The 23,050-nt window shown below is 26.7% G+C and carries 21 protein-coding genes; 5 read left to right on the top strand and 16 right to left on the bottom strand.

Features of this window, described 5'->3' with window-relative positions; genetic code table 11:
- Positions 1 to 399: 399 nt before the first annotated feature.
- On the top strand, positions 400 to 1,185 hold the full coding sequence (locus BUB01_RS03990) for a histidinol-phosphatase HisJ family protein (protein ID WP_072985399.1): 786 nt from the start codon (positions 400 to 402) through the stop codon (positions 1,183 to 1,185).
- 198 nt (positions 1,186 to 1,383) lie between these two features.
- Here BUB01_RS03990 and BUB01_RS03985 read toward each other — a convergent pair whose 3' ends face one another.
- From BUB01_RS03985 to truA, 3 genes are all read right to left on the bottom strand, one after another.
- The gene (locus tag BUB01_RS03985; RefSeq protein ID WP_072985398.1) at positions 1,384 to 4,305 is read right to left on the bottom strand and encodes an insulinase family protein; all 2,922 of its coding nucleotides are present in this window, start codon (positions 4,303 to 4,305) and stop codon (positions 1,384 to 1,386) included.
- 228 nt (positions 4,306 to 4,533) lie between these two features.
- Positions 4,534 to 5,715, bottom strand: coding sequence for a pentapeptide repeat-containing protein (locus tag BUB01_RS03980; RefSeq protein WP_072985397.1), 1,182 nt, complete (start codon positions 5,713 to 5,715; stop codon positions 4,534 to 4,536).
- Between the two features lie 153 nt (positions 5,716 to 5,868).
- Complete coding sequence (truA, locus tag BUB01_RS03975) at positions 5,869 to 6,618, bottom strand: tRNA pseudouridine(38-40) synthase TruA (protein ID WP_072985396.1); 750 nt, start codon at positions 6,616 to 6,618, stop codon at positions 5,869 to 5,871.
- A gap of 179 nt (positions 6,619 to 6,797) precedes the next feature.
- On the opposite strand from truA, the gene BUB01_RS03970 reads away from it, so the two are divergent.
- Entirely contained in the window at positions 6,798 to 7,046 is a 249-nt protein-coding gene (locus BUB01_RS03970; protein WP_072985395.1) for a CPF_0552 family protein, read from the top strand.
- An 82-nt stretch (positions 7,047 to 7,128) separates the two neighbouring features.
- Here the strand turns inward: BUB01_RS03970 and BUB01_RS03965 are convergent, their stop codons facing one another.
- The 3 genes from BUB01_RS03965 to BUB01_RS03955 form a co-directional block, all read right to left on the bottom strand.
- Positions 7,129 to 8,598, bottom strand: coding sequence for a methyl-accepting chemotaxis protein (locus BUB01_RS03965; RefSeq protein WP_072985394.1), 1,470 nt, complete (start codon positions 8,596 to 8,598; stop codon positions 7,129 to 7,131).
- A gap of 193 nt (positions 8,599 to 8,791) precedes the next feature.
- Positions 8,792 to 8,980 (bottom strand): hypothetical protein, encoded by a 189-nt coding sequence (locus BUB01_RS03960; RefSeq protein WP_072985393.1) that lies wholly within the window; start codon positions 8,978 to 8,980, stop codon positions 8,792 to 8,794.
- A gap of 32 nt (positions 8,981 to 9,012) precedes the next feature.
- Complete coding sequence (locus tag BUB01_RS03955) at positions 9,013 to 9,207, bottom strand: hypothetical protein (RefSeq protein WP_072985392.1); 195 nt, start codon at positions 9,205 to 9,207, stop codon at positions 9,013 to 9,015.
- A gap of 169 nt (positions 9,208 to 9,376) precedes the next feature.
- On the opposite strand from BUB01_RS03955, the gene BUB01_RS03950 reads away from it, so the two are divergent.
- Positions 9,377 to 9,817, top strand: coding sequence for a hypothetical protein (locus tag BUB01_RS03950; RefSeq protein WP_072985391.1), 441 nt, complete (start codon positions 9,377 to 9,379; stop codon positions 9,815 to 9,817).
- Positions 9,818 to 9,983: 166 nt separating this feature from the next.
- Here the strand turns inward: BUB01_RS03950 and BUB01_RS03945 are convergent, their stop codons facing one another.
- Together BUB01_RS03945 and BUB01_RS03940 are read right to left on the bottom strand one after the other, a co-directional pair.
- A complete protein-coding gene (locus tag BUB01_RS03945) occupies positions 9,984 to 10,916 on the bottom strand; it encodes a DUF975 family protein (protein ID WP_072985390.1) in 933 nt (310 codons plus the stop codon).
- A gap of 366 nt (positions 10,917 to 11,282) precedes the next feature.
- Positions 11,283 to 12,146, bottom strand: a complete 864-nt coding sequence (locus BUB01_RS03940; protein WP_072985389.1) for a DUF975 family protein — start codon at positions 12,144 to 12,146, stop codon at positions 11,283 to 11,285.
- Positions 12,147 to 12,323: 177 nt separating this feature from the next.
- Between BUB01_RS03940 and BUB01_RS03935 the strand changes: the two genes are divergently transcribed.
- Positions 12,324 to 13,184: a hypothetical protein gene (locus BUB01_RS03935; RefSeq protein WP_072985388.1), complete on the top strand. Its 861-nt coding sequence runs from the start codon at positions 12,324 to 12,326 to the stop codon at positions 13,182 to 13,184.
- A 153-nt stretch (positions 13,185 to 13,337) separates the two neighbouring features.
- Here the strand turns inward: BUB01_RS03935 and BUB01_RS03930 are convergent, their stop codons facing one another.
- Positions 13,338 to 14,525, bottom strand: a complete 1,188-nt coding sequence (locus BUB01_RS03930) for an SEC-C metal-binding domain-containing protein (RefSeq protein ID WP_072985387.1) — start codon at positions 14,523 to 14,525, stop codon at positions 13,338 to 13,340.
- Between the two features lie 456 nt (positions 14,526 to 14,981).
- On the opposite strand from BUB01_RS03930, the gene BUB01_RS03925 reads away from it, so the two are divergent.
- The gene (locus BUB01_RS03925) at positions 14,982 to 16,274 is read left to right on the top strand and encodes an NCS2 family permease (RefSeq protein ID WP_072985386.1); all 1,293 of its coding nucleotides are present in this window, start codon (positions 14,982 to 14,984) and stop codon (positions 16,272 to 16,274) included.
- A 157-nt stretch (positions 16,275 to 16,431) separates the two neighbouring features.
- Here BUB01_RS03925 and rpsD read toward each other — a convergent pair whose 3' ends face one another.
- From rpsD to BUB01_RS03890, 7 genes are all read right to left on the bottom strand, one after another.
- On the bottom strand, positions 16,432 to 17,025 hold the full coding sequence (gene rpsD, locus BUB01_RS03920) for a 30S ribosomal protein S4 (protein ID WP_072985385.1): 594 nt from the start codon (positions 17,023 to 17,025) through the stop codon (positions 16,432 to 16,434).
- Between the two features lie 137 nt (positions 17,026 to 17,162).
- Positions 17,163 to 17,567: a hypothetical protein gene (locus BUB01_RS03915; RefSeq protein ID WP_072985384.1), complete on the bottom strand. Its 405-nt coding sequence runs from the start codon at positions 17,565 to 17,567 to the stop codon at positions 17,163 to 17,165.
- Between the two features lie 13 nt (positions 17,568 to 17,580).
- On the bottom strand, positions 17,581 to 18,939 hold the full coding sequence (locus BUB01_RS03910; protein WP_072985383.1) for a DUF4179 domain-containing protein: 1,359 nt from the start codon (positions 18,937 to 18,939) through the stop codon (positions 17,581 to 17,583).
- A gap of 1 nt (position 18,940) precedes the next feature.
- Positions 18,941 to 19,486 (bottom strand): sigma-70 family RNA polymerase sigma factor, encoded by a 546-nt coding sequence (locus BUB01_RS03905; RefSeq protein ID WP_072985382.1) that lies wholly within the window; start codon positions 19,484 to 19,486, stop codon positions 18,941 to 18,943.
- 185 nt (positions 19,487 to 19,671) lie between these two features.
- Entirely contained in the window at positions 19,672 to 20,088 is a 417-nt protein-coding gene (locus BUB01_RS03900) for a hypothetical protein (RefSeq protein WP_072985381.1), read from the bottom strand.
- A 162-nt stretch (positions 20,089 to 20,250) separates the two neighbouring features.
- The gene (locus tag BUB01_RS03895; protein ID WP_072985380.1) at positions 20,251 to 21,594 is read right to left on the bottom strand and encodes a TldD/PmbA family protein; all 1,344 of its coding nucleotides are present in this window, start codon (positions 21,592 to 21,594) and stop codon (positions 20,251 to 20,253) included.
- A 12-nt stretch (positions 21,595 to 21,606) separates the two neighbouring features.
- Positions 21,607 to 22,992 carry a TldD/PmbA family protein gene (locus BUB01_RS03890; RefSeq protein WP_072985379.1) on the bottom strand — a complete coding sequence of 462 codons (1,386 nt, stop codon included), beginning with the start codon at positions 22,990 to 22,992 and terminating at the stop codon, positions 21,607 to 21,609.
- Between the last annotated feature and the right edge of the window lie 58 nt (positions 22,993 to 23,050).

Genomic DNA, 23,050 nt, shown 5'->3' with positions numbered 1-23,050 from the left:
TATAAACGCTTGTATATAATATATAAAGTGATTCTTCCCCCGAAGAATTACAAAGTAGTGAGATCCCCCCTCAATACTTTGTTGTTTTTATTTATTTTTGGCTCCCTCTTTAGGGAGTTTTTTTATTATAAATAATATTTTTAAAATTATTAACTAAATAAATTTATATAAGTTTATCGTTTTATTATAATAGATATCTTAAAATATTACAAATTCAGCATCTAATGTTCTTCAGAATTAATTTTAAAAAATATTATTTACTATTATTATAAATTTTTAACATTGCTTCAAATAAAATTAATAAAATTATGCTATAATTATTTTAGTAAATTATAATAATTAATTATAACTTAAGTTGAAATTTTTATATTCACCATTTTGAGGAGGTAAATACAATTTATGATTTTTGATACTCATATGCATACTGAATATTCTAGTGATAGCAACATGAAAATTTCAGATGTAATTGATAAAAGTACTAAACTAAATCTAGGAATAACTTTAACTGAACATTTAGATTTAGATTTTGAAGATCCTACAGCCTTTAGAGTTGATATACCTAAATATTTAGAAAATTATATGCCACTTAGAAAATCTAATCTTTTATTTGGTGTGGAATTTGGAATGACTGAATACACATTAACTGAAAATAAAGCTATTTTTGAAAAACATAAAAATGATTTAGACTTTATATTAGGTTCTATTCATGCTTTTAACCACAATGACATTTATTCATACTTAGTAAAAAATAATACAGTAATACCTAAGGAAACTTATTACAATCAGTATTTAGAAGCTATGCTTTCTTGTATAAAACAATATGATTTTATTAATTCACTAGCCCACATTGATTATATTTCAAGATATGCTCCCTATGAAAATCCTGAAGTAACCTATAATGAGTTTTCTGATAGATTAGATGCTGTTTTTAAAGCTTTAATAGATTCTGATAAAGTAATAGAAATAAATTCAGCTAGACTTAATGAGACTTCTGCCATAAATAACATGCTTAAACTTTATACAAGATATAAAGAACTTGGCGGAAAATATGTAACAATAGGTTCTGATGCCCATAATAAAACTCAAATAGGTAGAAATATAGACGGTGTAAAATTTATTTTAGAGAAAACAAATCTTATTCCAGTCCATTTTGAAAAAAGAAAAATGCTTATTGACAAATTTTAATTTTTTTATATTTTAGTGTACATTTTAAAATAAAAATAAAGAATATGTATGTTGCAATTTAAATTTTAAATTTATCTTGATATACTTGTTAAAAACAAAATGAAGCAACATTAAATTTAATTCATCGAAATCATATTGCAACCTATAAAAAATGGGGCTGTAGAACTACTAATATTAAGTTCTACAGCCTCTATTCTATTATTCTATTATTTTCATGAAGTTTTTAAACACATCTTTATTTTCATTAAGAGTAGCTTCACTTCCTACTGCGCAAAGAATGTCTTCTTCCATTAATGTCTTTAATATAGGTGCTAATGCTTTAATACTTTCTGCTTTTCCCCTTAATACTTCATCTCTTTCTTTTTGAATATCTTCTTGCTTTATATTTGCTAAATAATAAGCTGCTGCAACTTCACATTTTGAAGAATTAGAAAGTGGATGGTCTAATTTTCTAATAGTACCTATTATATATTTTTGCATTTCTCTAAGCGGTACATCAAAGCTTTCTAAATATTTATACATTTCATCATAAACCTTTAAAGTTTCTTTAACCTTAGGGTCTCTATATGAAACTATATATCCACCGCCATCTCTTCTGAAATTTGCAAATACACCATAAGCCCCACCTTTTACTCTTACATTATTCCATAAATAATCAAAGCCTGCTATAGTTTCTAATAATGTTAAAGCTCCATTATATTCATAACCAAGACTTTTAAAGTTTCCTCCCTTTGCCACATATTGAACATCACCTTGTAATAATAATGCTTCATTCTTAGCAGTTACTTTAAAATCATAATTATTATAATTTACATTATCTTTATCTAAAGTATTAAGAAAACTACTATATACTTTTTCAAAGTTTGTATAATCTTCTTCTACACCAGCATAATTTACTATAATATTACTTATATTAAATAAATTTTTCGAAACTTCATTTAAATTATCAGCTAAAATATTTATATTAAAATTCTTTTCTAAATCACATAGAAATTTATAATAAGCTATACCTTGTATAATTTCATCATAATAAGCTTTTTTTGAAGTATAAGAAAGCAATCTTCTTATAGCTATTATATGACCACTACTAAATAGTCCACTTTGAACTCTTGATTTAAGCTCTGAAATAAGTTGTTTAATTCTATTTTCATCATCAAATTTACTGTTTAATAAAACCTCTCCTAAAAGTTCAAAAGTCTTAGGTACCTTACTTTCTAAAGTCTTAAGTGAAATCTTAAAATATGGCGTATATTCTCCAAAAGCTTCGTTATTTGCATAACTAAGTGCACTATAGCTTATACCACCTGTATTTATATTTATGAGATTCGAAATTTTTTCATAAGAATAATTTTTAGTATCAACCTTGGAAAATAAATCTCCTATAAGTCTAACATATGGTATAAACTCTTCTTTAACTCCTAGACTATTAAAATATAAGTTTACATAAGCTATTTTATTAGTATGATAATTACTAAATAACACCTTGCTCCCTGATATCTCTCTAACTTCTAAAGGTAATCTTTCAGCTTTTTCATCTATATCTTCTAATGATATAACAGGTATTTTTTCTAAGACTTCTTTACTATCAGGAGTCTCTTGCCTTATTTTAAGTGCCCTAGCCTTTTCTATAAAATCATTTATTTGTTCTTTTGATAATCTATTTTTAATGATCTCAAGTTTATCTTCTAACTCTTTGGCTTGCTTCTCATTCACGCCTCTTTCTGGCTTCAATATAACAAAAGAACTATGATAATTATTTATTATATATTTATCAATAAGTTTCTCGAAATAATTCGTAGTCAATGCTGTTTTTATCTTTTTTAAAGTATTTTCAAACTCTAAATGTACAAAAGGTTTTCCTCCATAAAGCCAACTATCCATAATCTTCATATAGTATATAAGACCTTTAGGATATCCTTCAAAATCACCTTCTCTAAGCTCAAATTCAATTCTATTTATAGATGCTTCTACAATTTCTTTATCTATTCCACTCTTAACAAGATCTTTAAGCGTATTCATAACTACAGCCTTAAAGTCTTGCTTTTGATTTTCTTCTGCATTTTTAACTGTTATTGTAAACGTACTTTGCTTCATAGAATTATCAAAGCTTCCAGTTACTGATTTACCTAGCCCGGCATTTAAAAGTGCTTTTTTAAGAGGGGCTGATGTAGATCTTAATAACAAATAATTTAAAATTTCAAAAGCTAAATAAAGCTCTGGATCTTTGTTTTCACCAATGACATAATTTAAACTTAAAAAAGTTTTTCCTTCTAAAGTTTCATTCTCAGAAACCCCATAAGTAACTTCTAAATCCTTCATTTCTTCAAAAGGTTTCTGAAGAGGTATTTCAGAATCAACACATTGTTTATTAAAATTTTTTAAATATCCTTCATTTATTAATTCTAATTCTTTTTCTATATTACCATTTCCATATAGTAATATATACGAATTAGATGGATGATAATATTTTCTATGAAAATCTAGAAACTCTTTATAAGTTAAATTTGGTATATCTGCTGGATTACCACCTGAAGAATATTTATAAGTATTATCAGGAAAAAGACTGCTTGGAATAGTTCTATATAAAAGAGAATCTGGCGAAGAATAAGCGCCTTTCATTTCGTTATAAACAACTCCATTATAAGTTAATGGTTCATTTTCATTTTTAATGTTATAATGCCATCCCTCCTGCATAAAAATCTCTTCATGTTTATATATGTTAGGATATAGAACAGCATCTAAATATACATCCATCAAATTGAAAAAATCCTTTTCATTTCTTGATGCTACAGGATATATAGTTTTATCTGAAAAAGTCATTGCATTCAAAAATGTATTTAAAGATCCCTTTAAAAGTTCTACAAAAGGCTCTTTTGTATCATACTTTCTAGAACCACATAGAACTGAATGTTCTAAAATATGAGGTACCCCTGTACTATCATGTGGTGGTGTTCTAAATCCTATAGAAAATACCTTATTATCATCTACAGTCTCTAGCTTAATTAGCTTAGCTCCTGTTTTTTCATGTTCAAATATAAGCCCTTTAGCACCTAATTCTTTGATTTCTTTTTCTTCTAAAAGCTTAAAGCCCTTATATAAATTACCTACAGTATATTTCAATCTTTTCACTCCTTTAAGTTTATATTTAATATTATACCTTATTTTAACACTTTATCCATGTATGACAACAGTTATTAATTAAAAAGTTAGCAATGCCCCAATTGCTAAATATTTTTCTTTCAATATATTTTATTATTTACTAAATATAAAATATTTATTATACAATTAAAGTATATTATAGAACATTTTTCTATTTTACAATATCTTTATCGATAAGTGTATTTTGTCTTATCTAACCAATTTTCGAGTAATAGTACCTATTCCAATTCCCATCATAATTACACCAAATAAAATCTCAAAATTAGTTAATATATAAGCATATCCAACTGGTATAGTATCATTAACTCCAACTCCACCAAAAACACTTACACTTACTGTTATTGCCTCCTTCATTTGCGAAAGAAATTCAAAAATAGATATACCTCCCATTCCATAAACCCCATAGCTTATAACTTTGCCATCTATTTGCAGTCCCAAAATTAAATAAAGTATAGCAAAAATAATTATCATGCAGAGTGAAGTAATTACAGAATATATAGGTCTTTCTCCATAACCACAACTAATATAATATAAGTATGATGTGAATTTAGGCATTGGCTTAAGACTTTTTCTTTTAATAATATTACATATATAATAATACTCTCCAAAATTATTGTTTAAAGAATTCTCTTTAAATTTATTAGCTAACGTTTCATAGACCATGTATATTCCTTCATATTCTTCTTTTGTATTTTTTCTAAGGGTTATCTTATCAAAAAAACTCTTTTCATCCAATTTACTTTTATCATCATCAGTAAATTCTAAATCCATAATATAAGTATTTAAAACCTTTATTCCACTAAGGTTTGAATCTTTAAACTTTATAGCATTAAGTTCCGAATTAATTATTATAATGCTTCTAAGATCACTAGTCTCAAAAGCTGTATCTTTAAGATTACACTGATCAAATATTAAAAAACCACAGTTTGAATTAATAAACTTAGCATAAAGCTTGCAATTATAAAACTCACAAGAAAAATTAATTCGTTTATTTAAATTAGGTACATTATCACCTGTTTCTTTTAAAAATATACAATCTTCAAAAACAACTCCACCCTTATTAAATTTACAATCAACAAATCTACAGCCTGAAAAATTGCAGTTTTTAAATTTAACATTAGAAAAAGTACAGCCTTCAAAAACTGTGCATTCTATATTCTCATCAGGAATAACCTTAAACTCATCTTCATTTTTATAATCTTTACTTCCAAAATGAACATTATTTAAAACTTTGAAGCTGTATTTTTCAGAGTTATTATCTTTTGGTTTATTTTTTTTTTGCTCTGAACATATTTTTTTATTATTTTCTTTTCTTTTTTCAAGCTGAATTACTGTCTTAGCCTTTTCTTCTTTAAAATTAATATAAGCCACAATAGCACCTCCATAATGCTATTGTGGCTTATGTTTATTTAAGCTATTCTATTTTATGCCTTGGAAATTTTCGGTACCAATTAATGTTTTATATGTATCATAGAAGCCATTTCTTATATTTCCCTTCATATTTAAAACACTTTATCTAAAAATCTAATACTCTAAATTTAACAACGTAAGTCCCTTTGCTTCAGCTCTAAAACCTGCTCTTTCCTTATCCTTAGCTTCAAGTATAATTTTAATATCATCTGGTGATATTTTGTGGCGTCCTACTTCTATAAGTGTCCCAGTTATTATTCTTACCATGTTTAAAAGAAAGCCATTTCCGTTTATCTCTAGAGTTATTAAATCATTTTGTTTTTTTATATCTATATAATTTATAGTTCTTATTGTACTTTTCTTCTCCTTTATTTTTAGGCTTGTAAAACTCCTAAAATCATGTGTTCCTATTAAATATTTACTTGCTCTTTTCATAGCCTCTATATCTAATTCTTCCGCTACATATGTTGCAAATCTTTTATTAAATACATTATTATATCTTGCATTATTTATTCTGTATAAATATGTTTTACTTTTTACATTATATCTTGCATGAAATCTATCACTTGCATATCTTAATTCTTTTATGACAATGTCTTCTGGTAAATATTTATTTAAGTAAATCTCCATATCTTCAAGATTCATTTCACTATTTGTGAAAAAATTTGCAACATAATTTTCTGCGTGTACACCAGAATCGGTTCTTCCACATCCTATAATACTTATTTCTTCTTCCGTCATTTTACTTAATACACTTTCTATCTTTCCTTGTATCGTAACAGCTGTACTCCCCTTTTGATTTTGTTTTTGGAATCCATTATATTTAGTACCATCATACTGTAATGTTAACTTTATATTCTTCATTTTAAACCTACCTTAATATTTTTTACATAAATAATTATAGCCTATGATATTATTTATGTATAGAAAAGTCTATTTTTCTTTTTCTAATTACTCTACTTATAAAATCTTCCTTTTTAGTTTATACTGTATAGGTATACAGTATTTAAACTGTAATTTAAAATTTTCAGGAGGATTTTATTATGTTTTCTGTAATGGCAATTAAACTTTCACCAAGAACTAGTTCTGCTCCAAAAGCACAAGAAATACTTACAAAGTATGGATGTATAATTAAAACAAGAATTGGTTTGCATGAAGCATCAAAAGATACTTGCTCTACTGCAGGTCTAATACTTTTGGATCTTTTAAGAGATGACGAAAAAAAAATTCAAAATCTTTTAGCTGAATTAAATTCTATAGATAATGTTACAGCCAAACTACTTGAAATTTAAGTTAAAATGTAGTGAATATATTATTTTGTAAACATACTAAAATAGAGTAGGTAAAGAAATATTAGCTTTACCTACTCTATCTTTATACAAACTTTTTCATATTTTCATTAATCCTAATTAATTCTTTAACAGCTTGTCTAGCTGTTAAAGTATTGCTAACAAAATTCTCTACAGTTGCACTAGTCTCTTGTGAACTTGCTAAAGTCTGTTCTGAAATAGCAGATACATTTAATATATTATCATTTATAGATTTATTTTGTTTATTTATAGAATTTATAATATTTGTAATATCATCAACTTTTAATATAACATCTTCAAGACCATTATATAAAGATTTAAGATTAATTTCTGCATTAGTTACTAATTCATTTTCTTGTTTATTTATTTGTGACAATTGACTTATAGAATCTGTTACTTTTTCTGTTTCTATTTCTAAATTTTTAACTATATTTCCGATTTCATCAGAAGATTGTTTACTTTGTTCTGCTAACTTTCTAACTTCCTCAGCCACTACTGCAAATCCACGTCCTGACTCACCTGCTCTAGCTGCCTCAATTGCTGCATTTAAGGCTAAAAGATTAGTTTGCTCAGATATTGCAGTTATCATATCAGTAATTGTTTTTACTTTAGCTGTTTTTTCCTTTAAGCCTATACTTAAAGCGTAAACATTATCATTACTATTCTCAACATTTTTAGACATATTAGAAAGATTACTTACAATAATCCTACTTTCATCAAAAGTATTTTTATTTTCACTTATTGCTCTTTTCACAGAAGCTGAAATATCTACAGCATTTGAAATTTTATCACTTATATCAACTGTTGCTTTAGTTTGATTTTCTATATTATTTGATGTATCCTCACAGCCTGCTACTATTTCTGATACTGCTACATTAATTTTAGAAGATGCGCCTTCTAAATTATCAAACACCTCTTCAAGCTTATCTGAAGTTTTATTTAATAGCTCTACTGCTTGAACTATTCCTCTCATTATTTGTTGTTGCTTTTTCATATTATCTATTGCTTTTTCCCGTTGTTCATCACCTTTAGTTTTAAACATGTCCATTACCTTATTAGTAAAATATATAGACATAAATAACATTAAAATAATCATAAGTTGTACCAAAATATTAACTTCAAAACTTCCATTCTGAATCTTTATATAACTCCAAACAGCTAATATAATACTACTTCCTATCATATTTTTCAAAGTATAATCCAGTCTAAAATATATAGTTGTTATAACTATATATGGTACAATTAGCATAACTGATGATGCTGATTTAGAATATAATAAACACATAAAATATATAATACCAATCAACCCACTCATTATATATTTAATATATTCTGAATTTTTATCTTTAGAATATATGATTAAATTTGTAACTAAAACTATAATAATTAACCCTATTTCGATTAAAGTTATATAAAAATTAACTTCATACCTTTTAGCCATTACTATAGTACCTATAGCATAAAATAAAGTTAGTATACTGCTACACATAACAAAATATTTATTTGCTAGTGAACTTGGTTTCTTATTTTCCATACCCCTCATCCTCTTCTATTGATTTACTCTTGTAATAGGATTATATTACCTTTTTTGACTTTTTTCAATCTTTATCTTTAATTTTTAACATTTTTGTTTGTTTCTATAAAAAAATGGTATACAATATTTAAAATTACATGGAAACATCCACATAGCCTCAAATTTGCATACCATCCTTTAAAACAATTCTATTTTAACTTTCTGTATAATTATTAATTGTTTGTTGTGCTGAAGTAATTGCATTATCTATTGCACTTAAAGTGCTTTGTATTTTAGTTCTATTTTCTTGTTTTTCTACAGAATTCAAAGCATCCTGTATATGTTGTTTAGCATGTTGTAAATCATGTGTTGCTGTTTTTACATTTTCTATTGCATTATTCATTTTAAAACACTCCTTTTTATTAATTGACTATTTTATTTAGAACTCTCCATATAATTATTAATTGTTTGTTGTGCTGAAGTAATTGCATTATCTATTGCACTTAAAGTGCCTTGTATTTTAGTTCTATTTTCTTGTTTTTCTACAGAATTCAAAGCATCCTGTATATGTTGTCTTGCATGTTGTAAATCATGAGCTGCTGTTTTTACATTTTCTATTGCATTATTCATTTTAAATCACTCCTCCATTTAATTGATACAACAATATTATTGCTTAAATATCTTATATAATACTAGAAATTTATCCCTAAAAAAATTATAGTAATTTTTTATATTGGATTTATTCTTTAAATATTGTATAATTAGTTTAAATTGGAATAAAATTTGGGAGGTATCTTTTATGTTTTTAAATGAATTAAATAAAAATGAAGCCCTAGCCTTTGTAAACTTAGTAAAAAAATTTGCTACTGTAGATGAAGTTTTTGCAAAAGAAGAAAAAGAATTAATAGACGATTATATTGAAGAACTTAATCTTAAAAACTTAGAAATAGCTAATGAAGCTTTAGAAGTTTCCGTTAATACTTTAAAATCATCTTCTAATAGAAACAAGAACATAGTATTTTTTGAATTAGTCGGACTGGCTTTAGTTGATGGAAACTATGATGAAAAAGAAATAGTCTTTTTAAATAATTTAGCAAAAGACTTCGGTATAGATGAAATTAAAGTTAACTCATATATTAATTTCTTCCATGAAGTTCAACTTCTATATACAGTAACTTTCTCTAATGTAGAAGAAAAAATCGAAGAACTAAAAAATAAAGCAAATGCCTTACTTGCATAAATACACAGGTAATAATTAGATTTATTTTCTTGTTGTATCAAAAATTATAAGTCGTCAAGAAAGATTTAAACCTTTAATTCTTTTATTTTAAAATCTTAATATTAAAACAAAAAGACTACTTAAATAACAAATTATCTAAGTAGTCTTTTCAATTCAATAAAAATTTTTATTCAGTTAATTTAAAGTCAAAATCATTTTCATTTCTTCCAATTAAATCATCATAGAAAGCTACATTTGCCGCTTTCATATATGGAGTTACCCAAATTAAACTTATCATTAATAATATAATTCCAATAAGAGCAGAAATAATAAGAGCAGGAATTTCTGTAAACATAACCGAAATACATACTATTACTCCTAAAACAACCCACCATATAACACTTAACTGCAATAAGAAATATCTTATTTTATTTCCCTTCATTATTCTGATACTTTCTTCTAAAGCTTCCATACTACCAATACCTTCATTATCTAATGCTATAAGATAAGTCATTGCATATCTATTTATAAATATTGAATAAGTTATTGATAAAGCCAGCATACCTATAATACATAATACAAGTACAATCCCTATACCTGAGACTTCACCTCTTGCTGCAGAAAAACCTCCAACAAACATAATTACTATTAAGATTATAAAACCTAATCCCCATAATAATCCCCAAAGCACTTTAAAGATAACTAGTAAAAGATTTATTAAAAAAGATTCTTTGTATTTCTTAAATCCATCAAAAATCATTTCTATTCTTGATTTTTCTCCCCTTTTTAGGTTAAGAAATACCTTAGTTAATCCATATGTTAAAGCTCCTGTAATAAGTAATCCTATAACAAATGATATTAAACTTGAAGTATTATTTAATGCAGACTGTCTTCCTAAATCATAAGTATCAAGTGAATTTCTATATGAAAGGCTACCATCTTCAAGTATTTCTCTAAAAAGCCTAGTTCTATCTCCTAATGTAGCAAAGTTAAAAATGTTAGGCGCTATCCATAATATTAGGCCAACTATTAAATTGGATAAAACAGCAATGCCCCAGTTTCCACTTAAAGACTCCCTTGCCTTTCTCCTTAATTCTGTTAACGTTAAATGATTTTCCAAAATTTTTACCCCCTAAATTTTTTTACTATTCGATTATACATTATATTCTACTGAAATGCCATTAGATTCACCAATTTATAACAATTTATAACAATTAAATTTTTCTATATAGCTTGAAATTGAAAAGTTATTTTATACTTTTATCCAAATCGCCATAAATCAGCATTGTTTCTACTAAATAAATTAATATCTAATATTAAAAATTTATATTCCTATTTAGTTTCATACATAAAAAAGATGATTTCTATTAACAATACAGAAATCATCTTTTTTGATATTTATTAATTTTTCTTATCCTTTAAAAATAATATATTTCAGAAATCACTTCACCATTTTAGATTTTATAATCAACTAGTTCATTAAAGTTTATTCCATTAATCTAAAATCAAAATCTTTTTCATTCCTTCCAATTAAATCATCATAAAAAGCAGCTTTCGTAGCCTTTATATATGGTATTACCCAAAGCAAGCCTATGCAACAAGGAATTAATCCTAAAATAAACCATCCAATGAAAGTTAATTGTAATAAAAAATACCTTATTTGATTTCCCTTCATTATTCTAATACTTTCTTCTAAAGCTTCCATACTACCAATACCTTCATTATCTAATGCTATAAAATAAGTCATAGAATACCTATTTATAAATATTGAATAGGATATACCTAATGCTAGTAATATTATAAAAAATATTACACCAACCCCACCTAATGAAGTACCACCCGTTGCTAATGCTATTCCTCCAAATACTCCAATTAATATTAAAATTACAACTCCTACACCCCATAGTAATCCCCAAAGAAATTGAAAAATAACCAACAAAAGATTTATTAAAAAAGTTTCTTTATATTTTTTAAACCCATCAAAAATCATTTCTATATTTGATGTATTTCCTCTTTTTATACTAAGAAACACTTTGCTCAAACCATATGTTAAAGCTCCTGTAATAAGTAATCCAATAATAAATGATATTAAATTTGACGAAGTATTCATTGAAGATAATCTATCCATTTCATAAGGATCAATTGAATTTCTATATGAAAAGCTTCCATCTTCAATCATATTTCTAAATATCGATATCCTATCTGCTGAGTTAGAAGCATTTATAATAGTAGGAACTATTCCTAATATTATTCCTACTATTAAATTAGATAACACTGCTACTGTCCAATTTCCTCTTAAAGCATCCCTTGCTTTTTGTCTTAGTTCTGTCATAGTTAAATGATTCTCCAAAATTTTTACCCCCTAAAATTTTTTTCACTATTAGCTTATACAATATGTTTTAATAAAATACCTTTTACTTTGATATTATTTTATACTTCAAAATAATATTATAATTAATACCATTTTTTACTTTAAAATGGTATAATAATATTAACAGCAATTTTAGCAAACTACAGGAGGGAGCTTATGAATTTTCAAGATTTAATAAAAGATTATTCTTCTGAAAAAGAAAAACATAAAGCTTTAGAAAAATATTTATTAGCTCTTAATTTTTTCTTTTCGTTAGATAAAATATATATTTTAGTGAGTGATAAATGTAGTCTTAATGATATTAAAGAAAAATCTATAGAACCTTATATATCTGAATCTAAAGTTGGTAATAACTTTCTTGCATTAAGAGTATTTTCTGACAAGGACATAGCCTGTAAAGCTGCTATAAAGCATAATTTAATTACAGACAATATACCTTTAATTGCTGAAATAGAAATGTTAGAAGTTATGCTTATGACTAGAAATCTTTTTCCACTTGGAATTTATTCTATTGTTATTGATGAAGGCTCTAATTGGATTTGTGATTTAACTTCTAATATTGTAAAGAGATATTTTGATTATATTGGTAAAAATGAATTTTTTACCAATACCTATATAAGAATAACTTATCTTATGAATTACATTTGGCGTGGGGGAGAAACTCCTTATATAATAGAACTTAAACCTAAAGAAACTTCTGGCTTTTTGGGACTATTTAAAAAAAATAAGCCTATTGAACCTGAAAAAAATGTATATGAAGATTTAGTATTTGTTAATAAATCTACTGCTGAAAATTTTTTCTATTCCGCTGATAACGTTTTGCTACAGAATAATTATATATTAAAACCTTTAAATAAATTTGAATTTTATAATCATATAATAAAGATAACTTTACCAATGCTTATAGAAAATATCACAATTAAATATAAAAATGAAAGTCATACTTTAAATGCTTTTTCATTATTAGACCAACTTAATGAAATAGGATTTTATGGCACTGATGACGCTGCATTATAAAAAAGTGAATTACTGTATAAATATAATCACATCCTTTTCAGATTATATTTATACATCTATAACTTTATATTGATATAGAGTTACCGTAAAAAATTCAAAAAAAATAACTTGCTTTAAACCCAAACTTTAAAACAAGTTATTTTTAATACTCAATTATTTTAAATTTATTACATTTGAAGCACAACACTTCTTATATTTTTTACCACTTCCACAAGGGCATGGTTCATTTCTTCCAACCTTTGGTTCTTCTTTTACAACAGTTGTGCTTTTAGGTACAATCTCTTCTGGCACATGTCCTTTTAACACCCATTGTGGTGTATTGTTTAAAAACTTTAATAAATTATATACAACAAAGTCTAATTCTTTATCATTCTCAAATTCAAAATTACTTAAAAATTCCTCCACTATTTCTTCTAGATTAGGATTATTACGGGCATCAAAAACTAGGTCTACTATTAATCCTTCTATTTCTTCATCAGTTATTTCAAAAACTTCAGTTAAGAATTTATAAAATTCTTGATATATTGAATTCTTTTCTATATAGTCAAAAGTTGCAGCTTTAAGTATATCTTCTTTAGCTAGCTTTTTGTATTCTATATTTTTATTAGTTTTATTTACTTCAAGTAAAGCTTCTTCATCAGTTACATCTATATGGAAACCATACTCTCCATTAAATTGAAACTCTTCATGGTATATAGCAGCGTCTTCTAATACTTTTTCAATATTAATATCTTCTATGTCATAATTTATATATTGTTTAACAAGAATTTTAAAATCTTCAAGCGTTAAAGCTCCATAATAATATGTCATACCCCAGAAAAGTTTTATTATCTCTTCATTATGTTTTATTTTAGAATAGTAAGCTATATTATCTTTTTCACTAATTAACTCTTGTATTTCTGTAGGTACTACTATATTATATTTATCCTTATTCAAAACTGGAAAAGCTATTGACCTATCTCTAAAATATATAGTTTTATCAAGATCAAACTTATTATCTAAACTTAAAACTCCATTATTTTTAACTATATTATGTAAAAGCTTGTATCTTTCCTCATCAAATAAATCAAAAACAACTTCCAACTTTTCCTTTGCTAAACTAGCTATTCTTTCTGCTAAATTATCTTTCTTTAAAGAACTAACCTTATTTATATCTAAAATTTTTGCTATATTTTTAAGATCAACATTTGTGTATCTAACTAAATTTTCTTTTAAATCTAAGCTTAATTCAACTTCTCTCCATAATTTGTCCTCAAATTTACCTCTAGTTTTAAGAATCTCGTCTCTTAAAACAGTCAGTTCATTTAGATTTGATTCTATTTCAAAATTATCTTTATTCATATTAAAACACCTCACAAAAAAATAAATTACCGTTCAAAAAATTTTCCTGAAACAGTAATCTCAAATTTCTTCCTACTTTGCTATAGTCTAATATATCATTATTGTGAAATTTTATCAAGCAAATTAAGATATATTATGTTAAATCCATAAAAACTTTAACTATATTATAAACATATAAATCTTATTTTTCAAAACATCTATAAAAATATTACATATTAATACCAATATTCGCATTTAGTTGTATAATATGAACATTACCAATATACAAAATGTATTTATTGTATTATTTAGCTTTCAAAAAGTTAATTTTCTATTGTATAATTCGTATTTTTATTTTTATAACAAACATTATACATCTTTTCAAAAATAAATATTCGTATTTCTATTGATTCTTTTAATTTATTCTGATATTATTTGTAATGTACTAATTATTTATAAATTAAAGGAGATTTTTAAATGCTTGAAAATTTTTTTAAATTAGAAAAAAATAATACAAATCTTAAAACAGAAATTCTTGCAGGTATAACTACCTTCATGACTATGGCATACATACTTATTGTAAATCCAATTATATTATCACAAGCTGGTATGGACTCCGGTGCAGTATTTACAGCAACTGCAGTCTCAGCTATAATAGCAACACTTTTAATAGGTATATTAGCTAAATTACCCTTTGCAGCTGCTCCTGGTATGGGATTAAATGCATTTTTAGCTATTACAGTTTGCAAAATAATGGGCTATTCATGGCAATTTGCTATGACTGCAGTCTTCTTAGAAGGAATAATATTTATATTACTTACTATATTTAATGTTCGTGAAGCTATAATAAATAGTCTTCCTATGAATATAAAAAGAGCTATTTCGGTAGGAATAGGTATATTTATAGCATTACTTGGTCTTGATAATGCTAAAATAGTAGTTCATAACGAAGGGGGAGCATTATTATCTTTAGGTGATTTAAAAAGCTCAGTAGTTATTTTAGCTATTATAGGCATTATAATCACAAGTATATTAGTTGCTAGAAAAGTTAAGGGTGCTTTATTGATAGGTATTTTAATAACTACGCTTATAGGAATACCTATGGGGATAACTAAGCTTCCAAATAGTATATTAAGTACTCCTCCATCAATATCAAAAACTTTTATGGCTTTTGAATGGACACACGTATTCACTAAAGATATGGCAATAGTTTTATTCACTCTTCTTTTCATGGACATGTTCGATACTATAGGAACTCTAGTTGGAGTTGCTACTAAAGCTAATATGCTTGATGAAAATGGAAATGTTCCAAATGCTAAACAAGCTTTGCTTGCTGATGCTATAGGAACAACAGTAGGAGCTTGTTTAGGAACAAGTGCTTTAACAGCTTATGTTGAAAGTGCATCTGGCGTTGCTGAAGGTGGAAAAACTGGACTTACAGCAGTGTCTACAGCATTTATGTTTATAATAGCACTATTTATGTCACCAATATTTTTAATGATTCCATCAGCTGCTACAGCACCAGCTTTAGTACTTGTAGGATTATTTATGCTTGAACCAATAAAGAATATAGATTTAACTCATTTTGCAGAAGCCATACCAGCTTTCATTACTTTAATAGCTATACCTCTTACTTACAGTATAGCTGATGGTATAGCTTTTGGTATGATAACTTATGTAATAATCAACTTTACAACAGGAAATAAAAAGAATATTAAACTTTCAACTTATATAATAGCTGCATTATTCTTAATAAAATTCTTTATATAAAACAAAAAAGAAGTTAGGATAAATTCTTAGCTTCTTTTTTAATTATATAGATTTTTATATTTAATGAATTATAAAAAAGAAGTATTTCTGCACAAATACTTCTTTTCTCATAGCAAGATATACTGATAACTTTATTAGAAGGTAGGTAACTTTCAGACTATTTTGAGTAAAACTCCACTATAAGCTGTTCATTTATTTGTATTGGTAATTCTTCTCTTTGAGGTTTTCTTAAATATACACCTCTGAAATTTTCCATATCCTTTTCAATATAAGGTAATGTTTTAAAGTTATTAACTTCTATTGCATCTAAAAAATTAGCTGATTTTCTAGATTTTTCTCTCAATACCACTTCGTCACCAGGCATTAACTGATAAGATGGTATATTTATCTTTTTACCGTTTACTAAAAAGTGACCATGATTTACCATTTGTCTCGCTCCTCTAATAGAAGTAGCAAACCCCATTCTATAAACCATATTGTCAAGTCTTGATTCTAGTTTTATAAGCAAATTATAACCTGTAACTTCTCCTTTTTTGAAAGAAGCATTTACATAGCTCTCAAATTGTCTTTCTAAAACTTCATAGTAAGCTCTTAGTCTTTGTTTTTCTAAAAGTCTTATCCCATAATCAGATAACTTCTTATCTGCTCTACTAGTTCCTTTAGTAGCTCTGTCCATTGCTTTTGGATGTCCAACTACATTTAGTCCTAGCCTTCTACAAAGCTTAAAACGTGGACCTCTATTCCTAGCCATCTTTTTGTTTACCTCCTTTAAAGTTATTATGTTATGAACTTATATTAACACAATATCTTTATAAATGAAAATGATTATCAATATCTTTTAATACAATTATCTCTTTCTTACTTTTATAAACTCTTTTTTTCTAAGTATTACTTATTATCTGCTTTAAAATCATAATCTACTCTAGTCAAATCCTCATTTTGTTCCTTATCAATATCTAATTTCCAAATACCTTTTTTACCTTCATAGACTTTTTCAGGTATCTCTAGCTTTTCTTTAGGCTTTACTTTTCCTTCTAAAATAATTTTTCCTTTTGGATTCCTTAAAACATATGCTACTTCATCTTCAGTCTCACTATTGTCTATTGTAACTTTAAATTTTTGATTTTTAAAATTATCATTTGCATTAAACGTTATTTGTTCTCTCTTCGAAACTTCATGTCTTCCCCCTTGTGAGCACATTTGCCCTTTATTCATATAACTATAAGCCGTAACTCCGCCTATAACTAATACTATAAATATAATTACAACCACAATACCAAACTTCTTTTTCATTTATATTCGTCCCCTACCTTAAACTTATTTCTATAGACTTATCCTCTAATACTTTAACATCCTCAAAACTTTCAACATATACAAATACTTCACCCTTTTTAGGCTTTTTATAAACCTTTTTAACTACTTCTCCTTTTTCGTAACCTGAACTATTTTCATCATTAAGAAGTAAAAGTTCCTTACCATCTGTCCTACATACATTTAAATCATTACTTATAAAAGGTAAAAAAGCTTTTTGATTGGTTTTGTAAGTTATTTCAAAACTATCTCCTAAATCCTTATAACTTTCTATAAATATACTTACTCCATTTCCTCTTTTTATTTCCATAGGTGCATTTTTAAAAAGTAATTTTTCTGTATATTTAACTATTCTACGACTACTATTTTCATCTTTTTTTTCATAACTTCCTATAAACTTTATTGGAACTATATAAATCATTTTATCATCTTCATTTATAGGTTTAAAGTTCATAAATGCACCCTTATCTCCATCCTGACCACCTATAAAGTTTAAAGTTTCACCCTTATCATTTTTAATTATAAAATTCAAGTCATCTCTAACTCCTGGATCTTCTAAACTATAATTTTTCTTATATTCAACCATAGTTGTCATTTTAGAAAGCTTAACATCTTTAAATTCTATTTCCTTTCCATCTATCTCTATCTTTTTATTAACTTCTTTTACCTTAGTATTCTTAACTAAATCACTTTTGTCAGCCTTAAACTCATAAGTCCAATTTCCTTCTTCACCAAAAAATTCACTAAAGACTATTCTCATGTCCATTTTATCCTTTAGCTTTAAATCCTTATAGTTATATTTTAATAATACCTCCGCAGTATTTTTATCTATTTGCTTTGACTCTCCACCAAAACCTGCATTTAGCTTCTCTCCATTTATAACAATATTAATCCCTGCAGTTAGTGCTCTCATATTATTAGCATCTATTTCTTTGTTTTTTGACTCAACTCTGTAACTAATCCAAAAATTATTGTCATCTACTACAACATCCTTTAAAGTTGTTTTAAAATTGCCATTATCTACTTCTTTATCTACTACTGTTACATAGTCCTTTAGTTTATCCACATCATCCTTATATATAAATTTCGCCAAGGTGCTATTTATAAGATTATAGGTTTCCTTAGCTAGCGGATTATAGCCTGGTGCTAAGAATAAACTACCTGCTGTTAATAATAAAACTATAGCTATCTTTAAATTGCGCTTTTTGTGAGCTCCATTTATCTTTATATTTTTTTTAATATTTTTTTTAATATTTTTATTCAATTTTTTCATTTCAATATCATTTAAAGGTACTTCTTCTATATTAGAAAAATCATAATCTACATTATTTAATTCTTCATAAATATTTGCCATATTAAATTACCTCCTTCTTTAAAAATTTATCTCTTATTTTCTTTTTACCTCTAAAAACTCTCGAATCTATAGCTCCCTGTGATAGGCTAAGCTTTTCCCCTACTTCTTTTGCACTTAAACCTAATATAAATCTCATTATAAATATACTTTTATCTGGCTCTTCAAAGCTCAAAATCTCCTTAACTATTTCACTTTCTTCTATTTCATTTAGTGATATATCATAATCTCCTACCAGATTATCATCTAGTTCTTCCTTCATAGCTTGTCTAGAATGTTTTCTATAATAATCTATAGCTTTAAACCTAGTTATTTTAGCTATCCAACTTTTAAAGTTATTACTATCACCTCTAAAGCTACTTATATTATTCCATACGGCTAAAAAAACATCAGCATTACATTCTTCTATCAACCCTTTATCTCCTAAATTATTCAAAACACTTATACTTATTCCATTTACTAAACCTGAGTAATTTTTAATTACATAATCTAAGGCTTTTTCATTTTCCTTATTTAATTGTTCAAGAAAATTTTCTTCATTTATTCTCATAAAATCTCTCCTTTCAAGGCCTTCATTAATTATAACGGATTGAAAATCGCAAATCTTTTAAAATATGTACAAAAAATTCATATTAATCATAACATTTACTTCTTTTTAAAAATGCCTTCCTATAATTTTATAGGAAGGCACTCTGTATCAACATCTTTAAATTCTATTTTTTATTTACTAACAACTTACTTATTATCTTCATTAAAAATGTAACTTACGTTAGTAGTTTTTTCACTTTCTTTCTTAGTAATTTCTATTTTCCAAATACCCTTTTGATATTTATAAACCTTTTGGGATATATCCACTACTTCCTGGGCCTTAACTTCCCCTTTTAAAAGAATCTCCCCTTGTGGATTTTTTAAAACATATGCTACTTTATCATTTGTTTCATGATTATCTATAAACAATTTTATTCTTTGATTTCTAAAATTGTCGCCTCTACTAAATGTTATTTCTCCTGTCTTATTAAAATCTTTCCTACCTTTTTCTTCAGAAGTTCTTTTCATATCAATCTCCCCTTTAATAGCACCAATAACTAATATTATAGAAAAAAGCACCATTATAGAAATAACTCCTTGTCTAAGTACTACTTGTTTTCTCATAACCCACCCTCTTTTTATGATATAATTTTTTACTAATTATAAACTTAAAATTTATCTTGTAAATCAATGCTACCATTAATATCATATTTTGCAAATACATTTCCAAACTCAAGTTTATGGTATGTAAAAAGAAAGCTTCCTACCAAAAGGAAGCTTTCTTTCTTATTCCCCAGCTACTGCTAGACCTTTTATTATTACTGATGAAGAAGCCGTATTACTATGATAGAATTTAAAATCATTACCTATAGCTTCAATATCCTTTAACACATCAAAGAAATTACCTGCAACAGTTATTTGATTTACAGCTTCACAAAGGACACCATTTCTTATAACTCTTCCACTTGCAGCTAATGAAAAATCTCCAGTTACTGCATTAGCTCCTGCATGAGTTCCTTCTAATGATGTTATATATAGCCCATCATTAACTAATGATACTAACTCTTCAAAGTTTAAATTTCCACTTTCTAAATAAAGGTTAGTAGCTGCAACTTCAACAGCACTTGAAAAACTTGTTTTAGAAGCATTACCTGTAGTCTTAACACCTGCTTTATTTGCAGTTTTTAAATTATATAATAATGTTTGAAATACTCCATCTTTAACTAAATATTTAAATTTAGTTTCTACACCTTCATCATCAAATGGCGTAGAACATGGTCCGTTATTCATAAGAGGGTTATCTACTATATTTACTATTTCTGAAGCTATAGTTTCTCCTTCTTTTCCCTTTAATAAGGATAGCCCTTTTTGAACTTTATCTGAATTAAATGCACTCTGGAAAATTTTAAGCATTACAGCCATCATTTCATTTGAAAGTAAGATTCTATAATTTCCTGACTTAACTGGTTTAGCTCCTCTTTTTATTAAAGCATCTTCAACAGATTCTTTTGCCATTTTATCAATATCATAATCTAATACATTATTTGAAACAACTATATTAAAGCCATCTACCATTTCTGTTCCATCTAATACTACTGGAGCAACATAACTATATGCTGTATTATATTTTCTACTTACATTTAGCCCTTCTGAATTTATAATAGTTACACTACCAGATGTGGTTTCCATAGCACATTCTGCAACTTTTTCTACTTCCTTCGCATAGTTTTTAGTCTTTTCTTCCAACTCCAGCACCATTTTTATTTGCTCTTCTGCTGATAAATTTTTTAAAGATTCATTTTCTGCTTTTACAGTTTCATATTTTGATCCACCACCATATATAAATTCTTGATCTTCATTCTTTATAAATTTTGCACTATCTTTAACACCTTTTATTAATATATCTATAGCTTCTATATCTAATTTTTCAGTATATGAATACCCCATATTTCCGTCTATTAAAGCTCTAAAACATAATCCCTTTGAATCGCTAAGCGCATAGCCTTCAACTTGCACTTCATAGCTTTTAACTTCTAAGCTTTCTTTAGTTATATAATATATTTCATACTTTTCCAATCCCTCTTCTTTTGCTTTCTTAAATAAAGCTTCCTTAAAATCTAAAAACTCCATAGTTATTCCCCCTTATCTACCACCTACTGTAATCTCACTTACTCTTATAAGCGGCTGCCCTACGTTAGTTGGTACTGAACCACTTGATGCTCCACACATTCCTTGCCCATGATCAAGATTTTTACCAACCATATCTATATTCATAAGTATCTCAGAACCTTTCCCAATTAAACTTGCACCTCTTACTGGCCTTTGTATAACTCCATTTTCTACTATATACCCTTCTGCTACAGTAAAATTAAACTCACCTGTGATTGGATTTACAGAACCTCCACCCATTTTCTTAGCATAAAGTCCATATGACATAGATTTTATAATATCTTCATTCTCATCTTCCCCATTTGCTATAAAGGTATTAGTCATCCTTGAAGTAGGTGCAAACTTATAAGACTCTCTTCTTGAACTGCCATTTGGAACCATATTCATTCTTCTACCATTTAATTTATCTATCATATAGTTTTTTAAGATTCCATTTTCTATTAGAATTTTTCTTTCACTAGGTACCCCTTCATCATCTATATTAATAGAACCCCAAAGATTTGGCATAGTTCCATCATCTAGTGCTGTAACTTTAGTTGATGCTATTTGCTTTCCTAATTTATTAGTAAATACTGAATCACCCTTAGCTACAGATGAAGCTTCTAGTGCATGACCACAAGCTTCATGGAAAATCACTCCACCAAATCCATTTTCAATAGCGACAGTCATTTTACCTGCCTTACAATAATCTGCGTGAAGCATGGTAACTGCTGTTTTACTTGCTTCTCTTGCAAAATATTCTGGATCTATATGATCAAAAAATTCAAACCCCATAAGTCTGCCTGGAGATTGAAATCCTGTTTGATTTTCCTTTCCATTAGATGCTACTGATAATACTCCAAGTCTTGTTCTTATATTTCTGTCCTCAGTAAATAAACCTTCACTATTGGCTATTAATATTTTCCTATCTTTTTCTAGTAAAGTTGTAGTTACCTGTACTATTTCATTATTATAAGATTTAGCTACATTATAAGCTAAATTAAGCTTTTCTATTTTTTTATCAGTGCTTATATATGACGGTACATATAAAATAGGATTTATATTTTTATTAACTCTTTCTATAAAATTTAAATTTATATTTTGATCTTCTTTTAAATCACCAATTGCAAGCGCTGCTTTTCTAGCAGTATTTAAAAGTGATGATAAACTGTCATCGTTTATATATGCATAGATACTTTTAAATCCCTTAAAAATTCTTATACCTACACCATAATCTCTTCCTGATACAATTTTTTCAACATTCCCATTACTCATTGATATATTATTATTTATAGTATCTTCTACAAATACTTCTGCAAAATCCCCCCCACTTTTTAAAGCCTCTAATAGAACTTTGCTTATTTTTTCTCTAGACAACATTTAGTTAACCCCCTCTTTTTTCTAGTCAATAATACTATATTCTTTAACCTAATTGAAA

It is taken from the genome of Clostridium cavendishii DSM 21758, assembly GCF_900141845.1.
Classification (GTDB): Bacteria; Bacillota; Clostridia; order Clostridiales; family Clostridiaceae; genus Clostridium_AG; species Clostridium_AG cavendishii.
Note: the sequence above shows the minus strand (reverse complement) of the source record. Positions and strands in the feature narration are given on the sequence as shown.

Bases quoted from the DNA above. Each gene is read 5' to 3' on its own strand.
- BUB01_RS03990 (WP_072985399.1), top strand. From the start codon at position 400: ATGATTTTTGATACTCATATGCATACTGAATATTCTAGTGATAGCAAC.
- truA (WP_072985396.1), bottom strand. From the start codon at position 6,618: ATGAAGAATATAAAGTTAACATTACAGTATGATGGTACTAAATATAAT.
- BUB01_RS03970 (WP_072985395.1), top strand. From the start codon at position 6,798: ATGTTTTCTGTAATGGCAATTAAACTTTCACCAAGAACTAGTTCTGCT.
- BUB01_RS03965 (WP_072985394.1), bottom strand. From the start codon at position 8,598: ATGGAAAATAAGAAACCAAGTTCACTAGCAAATAAATATTTTGTTATG.
- BUB01_RS03960 (WP_072985393.1), bottom strand. From the start codon at position 8,980: ATGAATAATGCAATAGAAAATGTAAAAACAGCAACACATGATTTACAA.
- BUB01_RS03955 (WP_072985392.1), bottom strand. From the start codon at position 9,207: ATGAATAATGCAATAGAAAATGTAAAAACAGCAGCTCATGATTTACAA.
- BUB01_RS03950 (WP_072985391.1), top strand. From the start codon at position 9,377: ATGTTTTTAAATGAATTAAATAAAAATGAAGCCCTAGCCTTTGTAAAC.
- BUB01_RS03935 (WP_072985388.1), top strand. From the start codon at position 12,324: ATGAATTTTCAAGATTTAATAAAAGATTATTCTTCTGAAAAAGAAAAA.
- BUB01_RS03930 (WP_072985387.1), bottom strand. From the start codon at position 14,525: ATGAATAAAGATAATTTTGAAATAGAATCAAATCTAAATGAACTGACT.
- BUB01_RS03925 (WP_072985386.1), top strand. From the start codon at position 14,982: ATGCTTGAAAATTTTTTTAAATTAGAAAAAAATAATACAAATCTTAAA.
- rpsD (WP_072985385.1), bottom strand. From the start codon at position 17,025: ATGGCTAGGAATAGAGGTCCACGTTTTAAGCTTTGTAGAAGGCTAGGA.
- BUB01_RS03915 (WP_072985384.1), bottom strand. From the start codon at position 17,567: ATGAAAAAGAAGTTTGGTATTGTGGTTGTAATTATATTTATAGTATTA.
- BUB01_RS03910 (WP_072985383.1), bottom strand. From the start codon at position 18,939: ATGGCAAATATTTATGAAGAATTAAATAATGTAGATTATGATTTTTCT.
- BUB01_RS03905 (WP_072985382.1), bottom strand. From the start codon at position 19,486: ATGAGAATAAATGAAGAAAATTTTCTTGAACAATTAAATAAGGAAAAT.
- BUB01_RS03900 (WP_072985381.1), bottom strand. From the start codon at position 20,088: ATGAGAAAACAAGTAGTACTTAGACAAGGAGTTATTTCTATAATGGTG.
- BUB01_RS03895 (WP_072985380.1), bottom strand. From the start codon at position 21,594: ATGGAGTTTTTAGATTTTAAGGAAGCTTTATTTAAGAAAGCAAAAGAA.
- BUB01_RS03890 (WP_072985379.1), bottom strand. From the start codon at position 22,992: ATGTTGTCTAGAGAAAAAATAAGCAAAGTTCTATTAGAGGCTTTAAAA.